General features: G+C 70.8%; 12 protein-coding genes. 8 read left to right on the top strand and 4 right to left on the bottom strand.

What is annotated here, in order from left to right; genetic code table 11:
- The first annotated feature begins 38 nt into the window (after nt 1-38).
- From ACFC0D_RS15335 to ACFC0D_RS15300, 8 genes are all read left to right on the top strand, one after another.
- Nucleotides 39-635 carry an RNA polymerase sigma factor gene (locus tag ACFC0D_RS15335; RefSeq protein WP_376435081.1) on the top strand — a complete coding sequence of 199 codons (597 nt, stop codon included), beginning with the start codon at nt 39-41 and terminating at the stop codon, nt 633-635.
- Entirely contained in the window at nt 625-1,341 is a 717-nt protein-coding gene (locus tag ACFC0D_RS15330; protein ID WP_376435078.1) for a hypothetical protein, read from the top strand. The genes ACFC0D_RS15335 and ACFC0D_RS15330 overlap by 11 nt, the downstream gene beginning before the upstream one ends.
- A gap of 634 nt (nt 1,342-1,975) precedes the next feature.
- Nucleotides 1,976-2,371 (top strand): MmpS family transport accessory protein, encoded by a 396-nt coding sequence (locus ACFC0D_RS15325; protein ID WP_376435075.1) that lies wholly within the window; start codon nt 1,976-1,978, stop codon nt 2,369-2,371.
- Complete coding sequence (locus ACFC0D_RS15320; RefSeq protein ID WP_376435072.1) at nt 2,368-3,504, top strand: N-acetylmuramoyl-L-alanine amidase; 1,137 nt, start codon at nt 2,368-2,370, stop codon at nt 3,502-3,504. Before ACFC0D_RS15325 ends, ACFC0D_RS15320 begins: the two co-directional genes overlap by 4 nt.
- Before the next feature lie 92 nt (nt 3,505-3,596).
- A complete protein-coding gene (locus ACFC0D_RS15315; RefSeq protein WP_376435070.1) occupies nt 3,597-4,121 on the top strand; it encodes a hypothetical protein in 525 nt (174 codons plus the stop codon).
- 36 nt (nt 4,122-4,157) lie between these two features.
- The gene (locus ACFC0D_RS15310) at nt 4,158-5,138 is read left to right on the top strand and encodes a hypothetical protein (protein ID WP_376435068.1); all 981 of its coding nucleotides are present in this window, start codon (nt 4,158-4,160) and stop codon (nt 5,136-5,138) included.
- 812 nt (nt 5,139-5,950) lie between these two features.
- On the top strand, nt 5,951-7,597 hold the full coding sequence (locus ACFC0D_RS15305; protein WP_376435065.1) for a restriction endonuclease fold toxin-2 domain-containing protein: 1,647 nt from the start codon (nt 5,951-5,953) through the stop codon (nt 7,595-7,597).
- 54 nt (nt 7,598-7,651) lie between these two features.
- Nucleotides 7,652-8,101: a hypothetical protein gene (locus tag ACFC0D_RS15300; protein ID WP_376435062.1), complete on the top strand. Its 450-nt coding sequence runs from the start codon at nt 7,652-7,654 to the stop codon at nt 8,099-8,101.
- A gap of 432 nt (nt 8,102-8,533) precedes the next feature.
- Here ACFC0D_RS15300 and ACFC0D_RS15295 read toward each other — a convergent pair whose 3' ends face one another.
- The 4 genes from ACFC0D_RS15295 to ACFC0D_RS15280 are packed head-to-tail and all read right to left on the bottom strand — an operon-like array spanning nt 8,534 to nt 16,861.
- Complete coding sequence (locus ACFC0D_RS15295; protein WP_376435059.1) at nt 8,534-9,793, bottom strand: TIGR02679 family protein; 1,260 nt, start codon at nt 9,791-9,793, stop codon at nt 8,534-8,536.
- On the bottom strand, nt 9,784-13,956 hold the full coding sequence (locus tag ACFC0D_RS15290) for a TIGR02680 family protein (RefSeq protein WP_376435056.1): 4,173 nt from the start codon (nt 13,954-13,956) through the stop codon (nt 9,784-9,786). The genes ACFC0D_RS15295 and ACFC0D_RS15290 overlap by 10 nt, the downstream gene beginning before the upstream one ends.
- Nucleotides 13,953-15,185 (bottom strand): TIGR02678 family protein, encoded by a 1,233-nt coding sequence (locus ACFC0D_RS15285; RefSeq protein ID WP_376435054.1) that lies wholly within the window; start codon nt 15,183-15,185, stop codon nt 13,953-13,955. Before ACFC0D_RS15285 ends, ACFC0D_RS15290 begins: the two co-directional genes overlap by 4 nt.
- Complete coding sequence (locus ACFC0D_RS15280; protein ID WP_376435052.1) at nt 15,182-16,861, bottom strand: TIGR02677 family protein; 1,680 nt, start codon at nt 16,859-16,861, stop codon at nt 15,182-15,184. The genes ACFC0D_RS15285 and ACFC0D_RS15280 overlap by 4 nt, the downstream gene beginning before the upstream one ends.
- Between the last annotated feature and the right edge of the window lie 219 nt (nt 16,862-17,080).

Here is a 17,080-nt window from a genome sequence, read left to right as displayed (position 1 = left end):
CCGGGGTTGGTTGTGTGTAGGCAGGCCGAGGGGATCGTGTGGGTGAGGGGACGAGGCAGGCGCCCACCACGGCACTCGACTCGGAACTCGGCTTGGCCGTCGAGCGGGCGCAGGGCGGCGATGAGGGAGCGTTCGCGAACGCCTACCGGATCGTCAACCCAGGGCTGCTCGGCTACCTGAGAGGAATCGTCGGCGAGGACGCCGAGGACGTGGCCTCCGAGACGTGGCTGGAGATCGCCCGGGACCTCGGTCGGTTCCACGGTGACGGGCTGGGCTTTCGCGGCTGGACCGCGACCATTGCCAGACACCGGGCGCTGGACCACCTCCGGCGGATGCGGTCACGGCCCCGCCCGGCCCGTCTCGAAGCTGACGTCATGTCATTACCCGCCACGGGTGACACCGCCTCCGAGGCACTCGAGGCGCTCTCGACGGACCAGGTCCTCGCGCTCATCGAGGAGCTGCCACGGGACCAGGCCGAGGCCGTGCTGTTGCGGGTCGTCGTCGGTCTCGACGGGCCGACGGCCGCCCGGGTCCTCGGCAAACGTCCCGGTGCGGTACGGTCCGCCGCACACAGAGGACTGAGGCGGCTCGCGAAAGAACTGACGGGAAGAGGGAGGGAGAGGAATGACCGATGAACAGCGCGACGCCGCACTGAAGCGATCCCTGCGGGCTGCCCTGCTCGCGAGCTCGGCAGCCACGAGCGATGAGCCCGCGGACCGGGAGGCCGAAGCGGGAGCCCTCGCCGCCTTCCGGGCCGCACGTGACGCCGGCCTGCACGGATCCGGGCGAACGCGCCCCAGTGACGACTGGACTCCTTCCGCGCAGCAGAGGAACCGCGGGCATACGTTCAAGACAGCCGTGGCCGCGCTCCTCGCGAGTGTGACCCTGGGCGGCGTGGCTATCGCCGCAGGGGATCTGCCCGGCCCCTTCCCAGACGCTCCCGCCCCGACCCCGGAGCCGCGCCGCATCACCATCGCGCCTGCGCCGTCGTCCGCCGTTCCGGAGAACGAGTCGGGACTCGGAATCCCCTACCGATCCGACAGTCCTGTTGCGCCACTCACCTCGAAGGACCGCGACGTGCTGTGCCACGCGTATGAGAAGTCGGCGCACAAGGACAAGGCAGCGAAGTCGAATTCCTGGCGACGCCTTGTCAGCGCGGCCGGCGGCGAGGAGCATGTCCCCGCCTACTGCGGGCGGGCCCACCAGCCGGGGCACGCAGCAGGCGCTGGGAACGCTTCCGAGAAGGACAGGAGAGCCGCTTCTCCGAAGATCGATACGAACAGTTCTGAACAGCCCAAGCCGGTCCACCCTTTGGGAAAGCCGCGCCCCGACAAGCCCTGAAGCCCCCGAGTGCAAAGTCGACCACGAGTCGCACGACGTGGGAGATCCGCCTCACCCAAGCGCCTTCGGCGACCTTCGGTCCTCCCTGTTCCAGGCGTGATCCGGGTGAGAGATCCGCGACATCGTTCATGACACGCTGAGCTCGTATCCCAGTTTCACGCAAATCTCTCCCTCGACGCCCCGGCGGCGCGCGTGAATGGGTGCACATCGACGCTCCGACGGGGGAGGATCCCTCGCCGGTGGCGGTGGACGTGACCTCAACCTGAACTCCTCAGGGCATGGCGAACCAGGCCGCTTCCCACGTGCGGGAAGCGACCTCACCGGAGGCGAGCCGTTCACAGCCGGGGATTCTTATGTCATGGAGTTGACACTCCGTCAACTGGGCACGCAATTAGGGCATTGCGCTCGTCGGACTGCAACGAATGGACTTGACTCTACCGATTTGACCGCTGTCTGGCATCGCTCGATTCCTGTGGTGTATAACCCAGGCGAATTTGCGTCGACCGAAAGCGCGGCCATGCCCACGACAGAAAAGCCGGTAGGCTCAGGAGAGTCGAAAATCCCGGACACAACGAAGGCTTCCCCGCCCCGGGAGGACCGCGGAACGGACCGTCGAGGCATCGCCGTCGCGGCAGTGTTGCTGCTCGCGTGCGGCGCGTTCGTGGCGTACGGAGTCCTCGACTCGGACGACGCGCCGGCGCGCCAACAGGCCTCGCCCGCCGCCGGCGTGACATACGAAGTGCTCGGCGAGGGCACCGCCGACATCTCCTACCGCGGGCCGAGTGGCGACCGGGCGACCGTGGTCACGAACGCCCGTCTCCCGTGGAAGAAGACCGTGAGCGTCCCGCTCGGCGCTTCCCCGATCGTCAACGTCACCCTCGGCGAAAAGGGCGGCACGGCCAGCTGCACCCTCGCCGTCCGCGGCCGGCATGTCCAACGCGCCACCGCCACCGGCGCCTTCGGTCGAACCACGTGCAGCAGTGAACTTCCCGCACCCGAAGCATCCGCAGCCTCTGAAGGAGCCCAGTGACCGAGCAGTTCCCCTTCCGTCGTACGGCCAGGATCGCGGCGGCCACCGCCGTTGCCCTCGCGTCCCTCGGCCTGACGTTCCCGTCCCAGGCCGCCGCGGAGATCTCGACCGTCGACGGCGTGCGGAGCATCGCGTTGCACGGGCCCGATCCCGTGCGGCGGGCGTTGTCCGCGCGTTCCACCGAACCGTTCAGCATGCTGGGCGTCACCTGGGACGACCCGCGTGCCCTGCTCGGCGGTACGGCTCAGGTCCGCACCCGCTCAAGCGTCACCGGCGCCTGGTCGGGCTGGCGTGAGCTCGATCTCGATGTGCGTACGCCCGAGGTGGGGTCCGACAGCGACACGGCGGGCGTGCGCGCCGGTACCCAGCCGCTGTGGACGGGGCCGTCGGACGGCGTGCAGGTGCGGGTGACCGGGCAGCACGGCAGGTCGAAGCTGCCGGGTGGGCTCCGCGTGGAGTTGGTGGACCCGACCGCCGCCGAGGCCCTCGCCCGGTCGGCGCCGTCGGCCCCGTCGGCCGTGGTGAACACCGCTCCGCAGCCCGCTGTCGTCCCACGTTCCGGCTGGAACGCCGACGAGTCGCTGGTGAAGGACCCCGCGACGTACACGACCGACACCAAGGTGGTGTTCGCCCACCACACCGCGGGCACCAACGACTACACCTGCGACCAGTCCCCGGACATCATCCGCGCGATCTTCCTGTACCACGTGCAGAGCCAGGGCTGGAACGACATCGGCTACCAATTCCTCGTCGACAAGTGCGGCACCGTATTCGAGGGCCGCGCGGGCGGCATCGACAAGCCCGTCCTCGGCGCACAGACCTACGGATTCAACACGGACACCACGGGCGTCGCGGTCCTCGGCAACTACAACGACGCCATCTCCTCGCAGCCCGTGCTCGACGCGGTGGCCGCGGTCGCCGCCTGGAAGCTCGGTATGTACGGCTACGACGCCGCCGCCACCGTCCAGCTCAGCGCGGCCGCCGACAACGGCAAGTACACCAAGGGCCAGAAGGTCACCCTGAACCGGATCTCCGGCCACCGCGACGGCTACCCGACCGAGTGCCCCGGCAACAACCTGTACGCCGACCTGGCAACCGTCCGCGCGCTCGCCTCGGCGGCGCAGACGGGTTGATCACGCATCCGGGGGCCGAGGCCCACGCCCACCCTCCACCGCGCACACGAGATCCGATCGCACGTCGGACGCACACAGGGACGGAGATGGATATGCACAACGGGAAGAACATGTCGGTGCGCGCCAGAATGAGCGCGGCCGTCACGGCGATCGCCGCTTGCGTCGGGCTGCTGGCCACGGCCACCCCGGCTCACGCCGCCGAGTTCAAGGTCACGGACAATTGCGATGTCCCGTGGATCAACTGCTCCTACGGAGACCTCTGGCTGCTGTACAACTCCAAGGAGTTGGCCATCCAGGACGGCCGATACACCACCAGCTGGGCCACTTTCTACGGCAACGTCTCCGACTACTACGGAACGAGCCAGTACCAGGGGTCGACCCTGACGACGTACCGCTATGTGTTCAACGGCAATGGCAACGGCGCGGGGCAGTACGTGAAGAACAACGCGGCCTCGGTTCAGAACTGCTCCTATTCCGACAACTACCGCGTGTACTACAACTCGGGGTACGGCGGCACCTCGCAGTATTTCGCCCACAACGAGCCCTGGGGCGACTGCAATCTCACGAACCTGATATCGGCCCTCAAGAACGAAAACGCATCGCAGCACTTCGCCTGAGCCGGCGCCACCGCAGAGAGGCACATCATGCTGAACATGAACAAGCGCACGGGCGTTGCTGTGGCGATGGCGGCAGCAGCCACCCTGATCACCGGATGCGGCGGGGGTGGCGCGACCGACACCGCGGGCGCCACGCCGGTGGCGGAGAACAAGCCGATGGTGAACAAGGAGCACTGGCCCAAGGCGACTCCGGAGCGGGGACTGGCCAAGGGTCTGTCCCTGCCGCTGGAGCCCTATATGCAGACCTACCAGGACACCGTGACCCTGGACCAGGCGTCGCGGAAGCTCCAGGAGAAGTGCATGGCCGATTACGGCTTCTCCGTAGAGCTGCCGCTGGCAGGGACGACCCCGCCACCGAACGACAACGACGCCAACATGGAGCGCCGATACGGCCTCACCGACCGGGAGGCTGCCGCTCAGTACGGTTACGGCCTGCCCGAGGCTCTGACCAACCAGGTGCGGCAGAAGCGGCTTGAGCTGACCGACGAACAGGTCCAGGTGCTGACCGGGCACTCCAAGCCCACGGAACCGACCGCGCCCGGCGCGGCCCTGGCTGCCGAACCCGCCCCCGAGTCCTACAAGGGCAAGAAGATCCACAAGGGAGGCTGCTCCGGGTGGGCGAAGGACAGGCTGAAGCGGCCCACGCCCGAGGGCCTGACATTCGTCTCCGAGCTGAACGGCAACAGCTTCGTCGAGTCCATGCGGGTCCCGGCCGTCGAGCAGGCCATGGCTTCCTGGTCGCAGTGCATGAAGGCCGAGGGCTACACGGCTGCCACCCCGTTCGAGGCGACTGAGATCGCGTCGCACCCGGAGGGGGGGACGGCTTCGAAGGAGGAGATCGCCGTGGCGCTGGCGGAGATCGACTGCAAGCAGAAGACGGATCTGGTGGCGGTGTGGTTCACCGAGGAGTCGAAGATCCAGAAGGCTCAGATCGCCGAGCACCGGAGCAGGCTGAACAGTACCCGCACGGAGAACAGCAGCGCGGTGGCTGTGGCCAACGCGGAACTGGCCGGCTGATGCCGAGCGCGGACGCGGATCGCGCTCGTGGCACCCACCCACACCCACGCGCACCCTCGCCGTCCGCGACACCCGGTGGAGATCAGGATCAGGACGGCACCGGCGACTGAGTCCAGGGTGCCGAAGGCCCTGAAGTCCGCAGCAGATAACGCAATAAACCGCGTCGAGTGATCGCTAAGCCGGAGACAGCGGGCTCCCGGGTGTTCCGGTGGGCCGGACGGACCTTCGGAAGTACCCGGACCCGCAGGTTAGGCGTCCTTCCCCACCGGCTCCAGGATCGCGACACACTCCACATGATGCGTCATCGAAAACACGTCAACAAAGAACAGGTCAAGGGAAATAGCAGGTCAGCAACACTCGCGGCGCAAACCGGACCCAAGATCGATGTGCATGGCGTGCGCTATGGGCGCTACGTGCGCACCTTCGACCCGCGACATGCCCCTGTAGGGGGCCACTGAGGACGACCGATGGCAAGGAGCGAATCTAAGGCGCGACCGCGAGGTCCACGAGTGGCCACCGCCCGTGACGCTGACCGATCTTGACAGCAGGCTTGGAGCCGGCCCGTAGATCTCCTCGTCCACGGTGAGGATGGGCAGGCCCTCGCGGGGCGAGCGGCGCTTCGAGAAGGGGCAGGCGCCCTTGCCCTCGCCGTTGGCGCAGTGGCGGACCTGTTCGATGGTCAGGGCAGTCACACCGGCCAAGTTACCGCAGTGCACTGCCGTCGGACCCGGTTGTCGTCGTCGTGGGATAGAACTGTCGTCGCACGGACCATTGTTCGCACCCGCGACGCGGGGTACGGGAGGGGCGACGCAATGAGCGGACTGGCACCACACCTCAAGTTCATCGCCGAAGGAATGATCAAAGGCGCGATGGGCCTGACCGACACCATGCGAGGGGCTCGGGACACCGCCATCGCGCTGTACCACGAGCTGGACCAACAGCGCGGGATGGCAGGGGACGACGACGCGGGGCGCGCGTTCGCGAAGGTGTATCGATCGGCGGCTGCCGCCACGTTGGACAAGATCGGCTCCAGCTCGTACGTGCTCGGGGAGGCCAGCCGCGGGCTGATCCGCAATGCCCGCGAATTCATGGCCCAGGAAAGCGCCATCGTGGCGGCACTCCTGGGCAAACAGGCGGACATGACCGCCGGCATGGGCGACCCCGGGGAGGGCTGCCCCGAGAACTACCTCGGCCTGGGCCGGGAACTGCCGGAGACGGTCGGGGAGACCGCGTGGTACGAGCAGTACGTCCCCGGCGGCGGCAGCGACCGTTACCGTGGATCACCCGAGAAGCTGCGCGAGGTGGCGGGGTGCTGGCGCCGCGGGGGCAAGCTGATGCTGCGCTTCCTGGAGGACGCCCAGGCGTCGGCGATGACGGCCGACAAAGCGCACTCGGGCGAAGCCTCCGACGCGTTCCGGGCGTACTTCAAGATGTCCGTCGGACTGACCTGCCCGCCCGGCCAAGTCCAGGAGAACGAGCCGCTCGTCGCCAACCTTGTGGCCGCCTGCAACGAGATCGCGAAGGCGTGCGACCGATACGCCGAACACGTCGAAGCTGCCGAGTCGGCGATCCAGCAGCGCCAGCTGGACCTCTTCGCCGTCGACATGCCCTGGGACAGTCCGATGTTCGGCGGGAACGGCTTCGACGGGGGCCTGCTCGACGCCGTCCTGGGCGACCCGTGGATCCGTCGCCTGGGCGAGGTGGGGCATGCCCTGGACTCGGCCGAGAAGCGCGTAAGGCTGCCGGAGGGCGGTAAGGGGCCGAGCGCACCGGGTCTGCCGTTCCTGCCTCCGCTGATCCCTGTTCCGGTGCCGGTACCGGCTCCTGTACCGCTCGTGCTCGCCTCGTACACCGGTGGGATGCCGGGGATCTTGCCCGCGGTCTACCGGGACCCCGATCCGGGCATCCCGTGGCGGGATCCGATTCCGCCGGCCGCAGTGCCTCCGCCACGGTTGCTCACGCCGGAGGAGCGGAAGGACTTCGTCAGCTGGGTCAACGGCCTGAAGCCGGCGGGCTTCGGGGGCAAGCCGGATGCCACCACTCCGGAGAACGCCTACCAGCTGCGGATCGCCGGCTACCCCGAGCGGATCATCCCCCTGCCCGCCGACTACGAGAAGCCCGCGATCGGCGCTGACGGCATGCGACCCGCCGACGGGATGATGGTGGACGCCAAGTACGTCAAGGACGCCGACGACGACTGCCGGAAGAGCACCTGGCGTCGCCAGTCCACGTTCGAGATCGAGGACGAGTACAAGGAGGACGGCACGAAGAAGTGGAACAAGAAGGATGTCCTCATCGGCAAGGACGAGGGTGAACTAGAGAAGTACCGCCAGGCGATGAACGAGCACGACCAGATCCGGGGCCTGGAGATCGTCACCAACGACAAGGAGGCCGTGCCGTACTGGCAGACGCTCATGGCCCTCCAGCAGGTGCCTGGCACGGCCCGCTATGTGAAGTGACGCCCGTTCCCCTTCCTTTCCCCCTGACCGTCCCCATCTCCTAAGGACTTGCCCGTGGCACCCGATGACGACCGGACCACCTTTCTCTTCTACGCGCCGGAGCGGCAGCCGCATGCCTGGTCCCTGGACCTCGCCGGCCTGGGCGAAGCGCTGCGGCAGTCGTTCACCGAAGCCCGCTACAAGGTCCGCCAGGACCACACCCACCAGGGCGAGCCGTACCTCTCCTTCTGGGCTGCCACCGATGACGGCACCGAGTACGACGGCACGGCCACCGTCCACGGGAGGGACTGCGTGGTGCTGGCCGACACGACGGCCGGTGAGGCCGCGCCTTTCCTGATCTGGCTGCGGGACCACCACCTGCCCGCCCCCGGTCTGATCCGCTTCAGCAGCGAGGCGGCCGTGGACCAGGGCATCGAGACGGACTGGCGCGTGCCGGGTGCGGGCGATGCGGCGCGGGTGGCCGACGAGCTGCGCCATCACCTGGCGGTTGTGGACGGGGCCTGATTCACGCGGCGGCCGCCTCTCTGCAATCCCCGCAGGACGCGTCCGGGTCGTGGCTGCGGAAGGCCCGCTCACAGCCGTCGCAGGTGACGAGGGGGCGAGGCCGGGCGGCTGTGGCCCCTGCGCCGGGAGTGGCGGCGGGAGGAGGTTTCAGCGCTCCGCGCCCCCACGCGAAGCCCGGGTGCCACGGACCTCTTCCGAAATCGGAGTGGCCGCGCAAGCAGCGTTCCTTCATCACTCCACGGCGAAGGGGCTGCCAAGACTGCGCGATGCGACCGCGAGGTCAGCAAGTCACTCACCGCCGCTCGCGACGCCGACCCTTCAGTGATCACCGCGGCAGCCGTACTCGCCGAGGTGATCCACCCCCAGGTCGATGCCGCCGCGATCAGCGGACGCTCTCCCAACTACCTTTGCCCAGCCGGGCGGTCACGACCCTCACGCGAGATCGGACAACAGCAGCTCCAGTTCCCTCTCCTCCTCGACACGAACACCCAGTTCGGCGACGGCCGCAGCGAGTGCGGGCTCCCAGGGGGTCTCCGTCGGGGTGCTGACGAGCCGTGACAGCGGAGGTGAGGCGCTGCGGAGCACGGCGGCACGGTAGTCCGCGGCCGTGTAGCGCCAGGGCCGCCACGGGACGCGGCGGCGAAGGACGCCGGCGATCCGGAGCCCGCCCCAGTCGAAGTCCCCGTGGTAGTACAGGGTCGCTCCGTGGTCGTGCAGCCCCCGGAGCAGTGTGAGAGCGGCGGCGGAAGGCTGGCCTTGGAGGCAGACCAGGGGCGGGCAGGCGGGACCGAGCGTGTCGGCCGCCGCCGCGAGGACGGTCGGGTTCTCGCAGATCCGCACCATGGGAGCGGCGACGGCCGGAGGCCTGCGGGTGAGCTGGCGAAGGGTGAGCACGCAGGGTTCGCCGTCTTCGGCCAGGCGGTCCAGGGCTGGGGTGCCGCGCAGGTTCAGGGTCAGTACGGTCGAGGACAGCTCGTCCCGCAACAGTCCCACCGACGCCCAGGCCTCGCGTCGCCATTCGGCGCCCTGACCATCGTGGAAACCCGTCAGTGCACGAGCCCCGGACAGGGTGAGGGTGGCCAGCGGCGTGCCGTCGTCAAGGGCGTGAGCCCAGCCGAGGACCCGGGCGGCGAAGGCGGGTAGCGAGACGACCGGGGCGGCGGGGAGTGCGCGCAGGGCGGCGCACACCCCGGTGAGCAGACCGAACGTAACGTCTGGGGTACGCCCCAGGCGCCGCGCCAAGCCGTCGGCGCGTATCCGAGCCGCCCACTCCGCAAGCGCGGGGACCGAAGCGACGAGCTCGTCGAGCGGCGTGTGCGCCCGCTTCCAGGCGTCCTCCTCCTCTTGGCGGGCTTGGACGAGCGAGGTGACAGGTCCGGTGAGCGCCTCGACCGCGGCGGCGAGACCATTCGGGCTCGCGCCCGAACGGCGCAGTACAGCGTCGACCGCTTCCAGCCGTACGGTCAGAGACCTGCCGCCACCGGGGGCCCGGGCGAGAAGTCGTTCGGCCGCCGCTCGCTGGGCCGGAGTGGGATCGGCCAGGGACACGGAACCGGTCAAGGGCTGCCCGGCCACCAGTCGTCGGCGCGCTCGTTCGACGAGCCAGGAGAGGTCCGGCGTGCCGAGCAGCCGGGCGAGCCGCGCGCTGTCGACTCCTTCGGTGCCGGGCTCAGGCCCATGGGTCAGTTCCACAGCGGCTCGGGCTCCCCTGCACCGGTCGCATCCTGGGGCGCGTGCCGTACGGGCTCCACGCGGCCGAGCGCGCCCTGGGGCACGTGCCGTACGGGGTCCTCGCGGCGCTGCCGTCGCGTACCGTCCCACTCCCAGCGGGTGACGAGGACGGCCGCCACCTCGTCGATCCGGGACAGCTGGGCGATGGCGATGCCGGGCACCTGCGGGTAGCAGGCCCACTCCCGTTCGCTGGTCATGACCACGTCGAGGTCGAAGGCGCTCAGCAGTCCGAGGCACTTGGCGCGGGAGTCGTCGTCCACACCGGCGAACGCCTCGTCGAGGGTGACCAGGCGGGGCGCGTGCGGGCTGCCCGCGCTGGCGTAGTGCGAGGAGGCCGCGGCGAACAGCGGTACGGACACGGCGAGGACGCGTTCGCCGCCGGAAGCCGGGCCGGTGGCCGGGACCCAGCGCCCGTGCTGGTGGCGTTCGACGCCGAACTCGTGCCAGGAGCGGTAGTCGAGCGCGGCGGTGAGGTGTTCGAGCCAGCTGCCCGAGCCGTCGTCGGACTGCTGGCGGGCGATCTGGGCCTGGAGGAACTCGCCCACCGCCGCGCGGTCCTCCGGAGTCCAGGCGTCCGCGGACTGGCGCAGCCTCTCGCGGGCCTGGGCCAGTCCGGACGGGGCCTTGCGCGACGCCCGCCACACCAGTCGGAGTCTCATGCCGGTGGAGGTGGGGCGGTCCTCCAGTTCGGTGTTCATGTCCCGCACCTGGCGTTCGGCGGCACCGATGAGTTCCTGGAGAGTGCCGGCGACCTCGGTGATCAGGTGGGTTTCGAGGATCTCCCGTTCGTGCGCGGACAGGATGCGGGTGAGCTCGCCGACCTCCGTGGCGAGTGCGTCGGCGAGTTCGGGTACGGCACGCTCACGACCCTGGTAGACGACGTCGACGACCATGCCGTCCTCGACCATGCGGGCGGACGCGCTGTGACCGTGCCGGGACAAGGTGTCCTGCAGGGCCTTGAGTTCCTCGCTGAGACGACGCTGGACTCGTTCCCAGGCGGCGTCCGTGTCGTCGACGGACGACAGGCCGGAGTCGATGGCGCGGGCGAACGCGATGGCCGGGGTCGCAGCCCAAGGGCCGTCGTCCGAGGCGGGTACGGTGAGCTCGGGCAGCGCGACCGCGACCAGACCGGTGGCCGTGAAACGCTGGAGCGCTGCGATGGCCTCCGCACGTGCCTCGACGGCTTCGGCCAGCTCCTTCTCCAGCTGCTCGATCCGCCCCTCGGCCCGGCTCGCCTCCCGGTCCGCCTGGGCGTGACGCTGCCGGGCGTTCTTCAGGTCGGCCTCACAGATCCGCTGTGCCTCGGCGGTCTCGACGAGGCGTCGCTGGAGTTCGGCGACGGCGGCGCCGACGGTGGAACGCAGGGTCCGGTGCCGCTCGTCGGCCGCCGCCGCCTCGCGCGCCGCCTCTTCGGCCCGCTGGGCGAGATCGATGACCCGCTGCTCCGCCTCGGCCGCCTCGGCACACTCGTCGTCCACCTGCCGTGCGGCTTCGCCTTGTTCGCGCAGCGCGGGCCACAGAGCGGCCAGGGCGGTGGCGAGGGAACCGAGGGCGTGACGTACGGCGGTGAGTCCGGCACGGTCGGCGGGCAGCCCCAGATCAGCGGCGGCCTCGGCGAGTTCGGCGGCGGCCCGCTCGGCGTGTTCGGCCGCCTCGGCGACCTCGGCGGCACGCCCTTCGTACCGGGCTCGGGCCTTGCGTACGGTCTCGGCGGCGGCGCTCACGACCGCGTGCGCCCGGGTGAGCGACGACTCGTCGGGGACGTCGGCGAGCTCGGCGTCGAGCGTGCGCCGGCGTGCCGCGATCGCCTCGGACCGAGCCGCGAGATTCTCCGACTCCTCGCGCAGGGAGGCGAGTTCGATGCCCAGTGCGGCAACACGGGCCCGGCGCGCCGCCTCGCGCGCGCCCTCGCCGATGTACGCGGCGGCGGGCTTGGCCCACGTACCGGTGAGTGCGCCGACCCGGAAGCGTCCGTCGGGCGCCACCCATGTCGCGGCTTCTCTCCCGTCTACGGGACCGATGCCGCCGAGACCGATGGCGGCGAGCAGTCGGGCCACCGTCGCCTCGTCCACGGCGGCGGCCTGTGCGTCGCCGTGGTCGACGGACGGGCACAGCACGTCCGCCAGCGAGGCACCGCTCACCGGTCCGTCCGACGCGGAGAGCAGGACGTCGTGCCCGGCCGCCGCGAGGGCGATGCCGTCGGGCAGCACCCAGGCGTCGAGGAGGCCGGCGGCTTCGAGTGCCGCTTCGAGCCCGGCGCGGTCGGCTTCGGGCAGTTCGTCACGGAAGTCGACCAGGCGCCAGAGCGGCGCGCCCGGCAGCGTTTCGCGCAGGCCGGGGGTGCGCGTCACCGGGGGCTGGGGCTCACGGCCGGCACCGGCTTCCAGCGCGGCGAGCTCCCGACGGACCTCGTCGGTGCGCTCCGCCAGCTCCATGGTCCTGCGGGCGGCTTCGGCGGCCTGGTCGGCGAGGTCCGCCGAGCGGGCGATGTGTGCCTGGGTGGCGTGGACCCGCGCCGGGTACGGGCCGTCGAGATGCCGGGTCCACTCCTGGAGTTCGTCCAGGAGGCCGGTCTCGTCGGCGAAGGCCAGCTCCTTCCAGGCGCGGGCGCGCTCGCGTACCTCGTCCAGGAGGGTCCGGCCTGCCCTCGCCGCGTTCTCCTGCGCCTCGGCGTGCGTCTCGGCGGCCAGCGCGAGGTCGCTCTCCTCCTCGTCGAGACGGCCCGCCGCCCGGCGGTGCGCGTCGGCGGCGCGCTCGGACGCTTCGAGGCGGCCCTCGAGGTGGGCGAGCGCCCGCCGGGCGCGGTCCGTGGCCTCCTCGACGGCGCGCCGCGACGCGGGCTCGGGCAGCAGGTCGTCCGTCGGCAGGGTGACGTGCGCGGCGGCTGCCTGCTCCCGCACGTGGGCGCGGGTCTCGTCGGCACGGCCTCGCGCGGCATGCAGCCGGTTGTCGGCGGTGCCGAGCCGTCCGAGCGCCTTGGTATGGAGGGCGTCCGCCTGCTGGCGGTCTTCCCGCGCCTGGTGCGCCGCCTGCGCCGTTCGCGTCACGGCCTGGGCGGCGTGCTCCAGCTCCCGGGCGTCGCGCATCTCGGGCGCCTCGCGCAGCGCCTTCTCCTGGGCCCTCAGACGTTCCCCGGTCTCGGCCAGGGACCTGATCTGTTCCTCGGCCGCCGCCCGCTTCTCCTCGGCGCGAACCCGGTGCTGCTGATCCTCGGCCAGATCTCGCTGGACGCGCTCGTAGCGGGAGTGCTCGGCGCGCGGGAGCCGGGCGCGGCGCCGGGTGGCGATGCGGGCGTACCGCCGGTAGTGCTCCAGGAAGGCGGAGGCGGCCCGCTCGGCGGCGGACGCGGCGGCCAGTTCGTCCTTCTCCTCGTCGAGGGACCGGAACGCCTCGGCCACGTCGGCGATCACAGCCTGGTCCATGGGCGGCAGCGCCTCGGTGAGGGCGCGGGAGAGAGCGGCTTCGTTCGGCCGCTTGGACAACTGGGGCTGGCGCAGTTGGATGAGCAGGTCGACCAGGGCGGCGTACCGCTGCTCGCCGAGGCCGAAGAGCGCTTCGTCGACCGCTTTGCGGTACACCTTGGCCTGGTCGTACACCATGCCGTGTCCGGCGACGGCCTCGGCGAGGCGGTCCCGGGACAGGGCCGTGCCGGTGGCGTCGACCAGCCGGAAGGTCTCCTCCGTGCGTTCGGCGGACCCGTGGTCGACACGCTGGCGGGTGACGGCGTACCAGTGCCGGGCGATGCCCCGCCCGCTGACGGCCTTGAGCCCGCACAGCAGCGTACGGAAGTGCTGCTCACCGGTCGTGTCGTCGAGCCTGCCGAACTCGATCCAGGTGTAGCCGAGCCGTTCGGAGTGCGTGTGCTCGCCGCCGAGGAGCAGGTTCCACTCCATCCGCTTGCCCGGGTCGCCGTCGGGTTCGACACGGCGCGGGCTGAGGTCGCCGTCGAGCAGGAACGGCAGCGTCAGGGCGAGCACCTTGGACTTGCCGGTGCCGTTGTTACCGCGCAGCAGCAGGCGCCCGTCCCGGAAGTGGAACTCCTCCACGTCGTAGTGGAACAGGTCGACGAGCCCGACGCGCAGGGGCTGCCAGCGCGAACGCCGCGGGGTGGGGAGGCGGGTCACGAGGTGGCCTTTCGCTGCGGGGGCACGGGGGCGGAGCCGGGTTCGCGGATGACGGTCTCGCCGACCGCGTACCGGGCGAGGGCGGGACGGGCCGCGATCCCCTGGGACGTACGGGAGGCCAGGCCCAGGGCCGTGAGCCGGGCGACGGCCTGTTCGACCAGCTCGGCCTCCATACCCGGCTCCCGGGCGGACTTCGCCCAGAAGCCGCCGTGTTCGGCGGCGAGTTCACGGACACGGAGCGCCAGGGCGTCGAGGGTCACCGGGCCGGCGGCCGAAGCGAGGTATTCGGCGAGGAGCAGGGTGATGTGGCCGTGGGTGCCCTGCTCGGGCATGCGGAGGTCGGTGAGGTCGTCCTCGGGATCGACCATGGCGATCCCCTCGGCCCGCACCTCGGCGACCAGTCCGGTCAGTTCGGTGATCTTGGCGGTGAGGAAGCCGCGTTGCCGCGTGAGGTAGCCGAGTTCGGCGTCGGTCAGCTCGTCGTAGTACACGACCGGGTCGTCGAGCAGCCTGCGGGTGAGTGCGCGGCGCATGGCCCGGAAGCGCAGTTCGTCGCTGTCCAGGGCGGTTTCGGCGACGAGTTCGGTGAGGCGGTCGTCGAGGGATGCGGCATGGATGGTGGAGGGGCCGCGGCGGGAGGCCAGAAGTCCGGCGAGGACGCGGCGCTCGACGTCGTACAGGACGTCGCCCGCCCCGCTGACGTACGCCTCCTCCTCGCCCGCCACCCGCCGCAGCACACCGAGGTCGAGCAACAGCCGTACGACGGCGGCGAGGTCGAGGCGTTCGTCACGACGCTCCAGGGCGAACTCGATCCCTGTCGCGGTGAGTCGGGGATCGGCGGCGTCGAGGACGATCTGGTCGGCGAGGCGCCCGAGGGCGATCTGGGACTCGCCGCGTTCGAGGGCGGCGAGCGCGAGGCAGAGCAGGACGTAGCGGCGGCGGGTGAAGGGGGTTCCACCGCGACCCGCGTCGCGCGCCGGGTGCGTGGGGTCGGAGAGTACGCCGGGGGTCTTGCGCAGCCGCGCCGTCTCGGCGTCCACCTGGAGCGACCAGCCGGTGTTGCGGTCGAACCACTCCCGGAGTTCGGACGCGTGCCGGCGGACGAGGCGGAACTCGTCCGCGTGGCGGCCGCGCGCGAGGAGAAGGGGGTGCTTCAGCAGGGCGCGCGCGGCCTTGCGCAGGTCGGCGGCATGCTGGCCGTCCAGCACCTCGGCGAGGGGAGTGGTCATCGGCCAAGGACTCCGTCCGTCAGAGCGTCACCGTCCGTGAGGGCTTCTCCGTCGGTGAGGGAGTCGCCGTCCGCGAGGGCGTCACCGTCCGTGAGAACGTGCCCGTCCGTGAGGTCGACGATCTCGATGAGGTGGTCCGGGCCGCTGAAGACTCCGCCGAGCGTGCGGACCTCCGCTGTGGTGCCGTCGGCTGTGGTGCCGTCGGCGAGCGCGGTGAGCCGGATCTCCATGGAGCCGTCGTTGCTGGTGGCCACGGTGTGCCTCATCCCCGGGCGCCAGGTGGCCAGCGCGTCGCCGAGAAGCTGCAGGAACAGGCCGAAGGAGGCCGGGTCGAGCTCGCCGAGCTCGGACAGGCGCGTGACACCGTCGGTGACGAGCCGGACGCGGGCGGCGGCCGTCTCCGCGGCCTGTTTGGCAGCCGCCTCGGCCAGAGCGCGCCGCCTCGCCTCGCGGTCCTCGACCTTGCGGGGCTTGCCTCGCCGCTCGTAGCTCCCGGTGCGGCGCAGTTGGGGGCTGATCCGCAGCGGCTCCGCGTCCGCCCACGGTGTGGCGGCCGGGACGGGCTTCGCGGCCCGGGCGGCGAGAGTGTCGGCGTCGACGGTGAGGTGCCGGGCCGGGTAGAGGCCGAAAGCCATTCGCCACAGCCGGTGCCGGGCGTCGTCATCGGGTGCCTCGGCGAACCAGCGGGCCAGGGTCCGGAAGTCCGCGGACCGGTCCGAGCGCCCTGCCCGGCGCTCGTGCAACGCCCGTACGACGGCCAGGAGCTGCGGAATCGCCCCCAGTGCCCGACCGCGCAGGAGCCGGGCCTGCGACTCCCGCCCGTCCCTGCTGATGAACCACGCGCCGAGCCCCGCCCAGCGCGCGGCCCACCGCTCGTACACCTCGCGCTCGGCGTCGACGGCCTCCTCCGGCGAGGCGTCGGCGGCCTCGCGCCGGGCGGCGGCCCTCAGCAGCGGATCCACCCGGCCCCCCTCCTCCAGCTCCAGGATCAGCCGGGCGATCCGCCCGCCCAGCGTGATCAGGTCCTGGATGAACCGCTCCAGATACTGGATGAGCCGGTCCTTGTACGCGAGGAAGACCTCCTCCTCGACGTCATGGAGGTCGATGGTCCGCTGGAGCGACCCCATGAAGGCCCGTGCGTTGTCGGCGAGCGCGGCGAAACGGCTGGCCAGCGTGTCGAGCGCCAAATACGTCTTGGCCGGATCCGGCTCCCTCTCGGCAGCCAGGACGAGAAGGGCGCGAAGCTGGGTGACGATGTCGTGGAGGGCCACGGCCTGAAGGGCGCCGCGACGCCCGAGCGCCTCGTCATAGGCAGACAGCGCCTCCTCGGCGGCCTCTCCCTCCCGCGTGAGCTGGTAGATGAATCGCTTCCGGTAGAAGTCTTCGACCGCGGTCACACGGGCGGTGTCGGGGTCCGCCCGCAGATTGCCCCAGCCGACGAGCTTGTCGAGCGCGCCGGCGACGGCATCCGGTTCGGCGGGCCTGATGTCCGCAGGCAGTGCGGTGTGGACGTCCTCTGGCCGCAGATGGACCGCGAACCGTTCCTTGGCCGTCAGGAATGCCCGCATCACCTGGCGGTAGAGCGGGGCGTTCGGCACGGTGAGGTGAGTGAAGGGGCCGAAGCCCAACGGCTCGGGAAGCGGGCCGGTAGAGGCGCTGGGGGCGGTGACGGTCATCGCCCGCCATTGTCCCTGGGGCGCGGTGACCACGGAGAAAGACCGAAGTACCTGGCTGATTCACGCCGCCCTGATCGACTCGGGAGGGCAGGCTAAGCCTGAGCTCGCGGGAACTGTTCTCGATCACCACTGGCTGTATCCGGCCAGGGCCTGGGCGGTCTGACCCGAACCCGACCCTATGTCGGACACCGCCGATACCCTTGGCCCGTACGTACGCGA

The organism is Streptomyces sp. NPDC056222, from assembly GCF_042264065.1.
Lineage (GTDB): Bacteria > Actinomycetota > Actinomycetes > Streptomycetales > Streptomycetaceae > Streptomyces.
Note: the sequence above shows the minus strand (reverse complement) of the source record. Positions and strands in the feature narration are given on the sequence as shown.

Excerpts from the sequence above, each read along its gene's own strand:
- ACFC0D_RS15330 (WP_376435078.1), top strand. The coding sequence starts at position 625 with ATGACCGATGAACAGCGCGACGCCGCACTGAAGCGATCCCTGCGGGCT.
- ACFC0D_RS15315 (WP_376435070.1), top strand. The coding sequence starts at position 3,597 with ATGCACAACGGGAAGAACATGTCGGTGCGCGCCAGAATGAGCGCGGCC.
- ACFC0D_RS15310 (WP_376435068.1), top strand. The coding sequence starts at position 4,158 with ATGAACAAGCGCACGGGCGTTGCTGTGGCGATGGCGGCAGCAGCCACC.
- ACFC0D_RS15305 (WP_376435065.1), top strand. The coding sequence starts at position 5,951 with ATGAGCGGACTGGCACCACACCTCAAGTTCATCGCCGAAGGAATGATC.
- ACFC0D_RS15285 (WP_376435054.1), bottom strand. The coding sequence starts at position 15,185 with ATGACCACTCCCCTCGCCGAGGTGCTGGACGGCCAGCATGCCGCCGAC.
- ACFC0D_RS15280 (WP_376435052.1), bottom strand. The coding sequence starts at position 16,861 with ATGACCGTCACCGCCCCCAGCGCCTCTACCGGCCCGCTTCCCGAGCCG.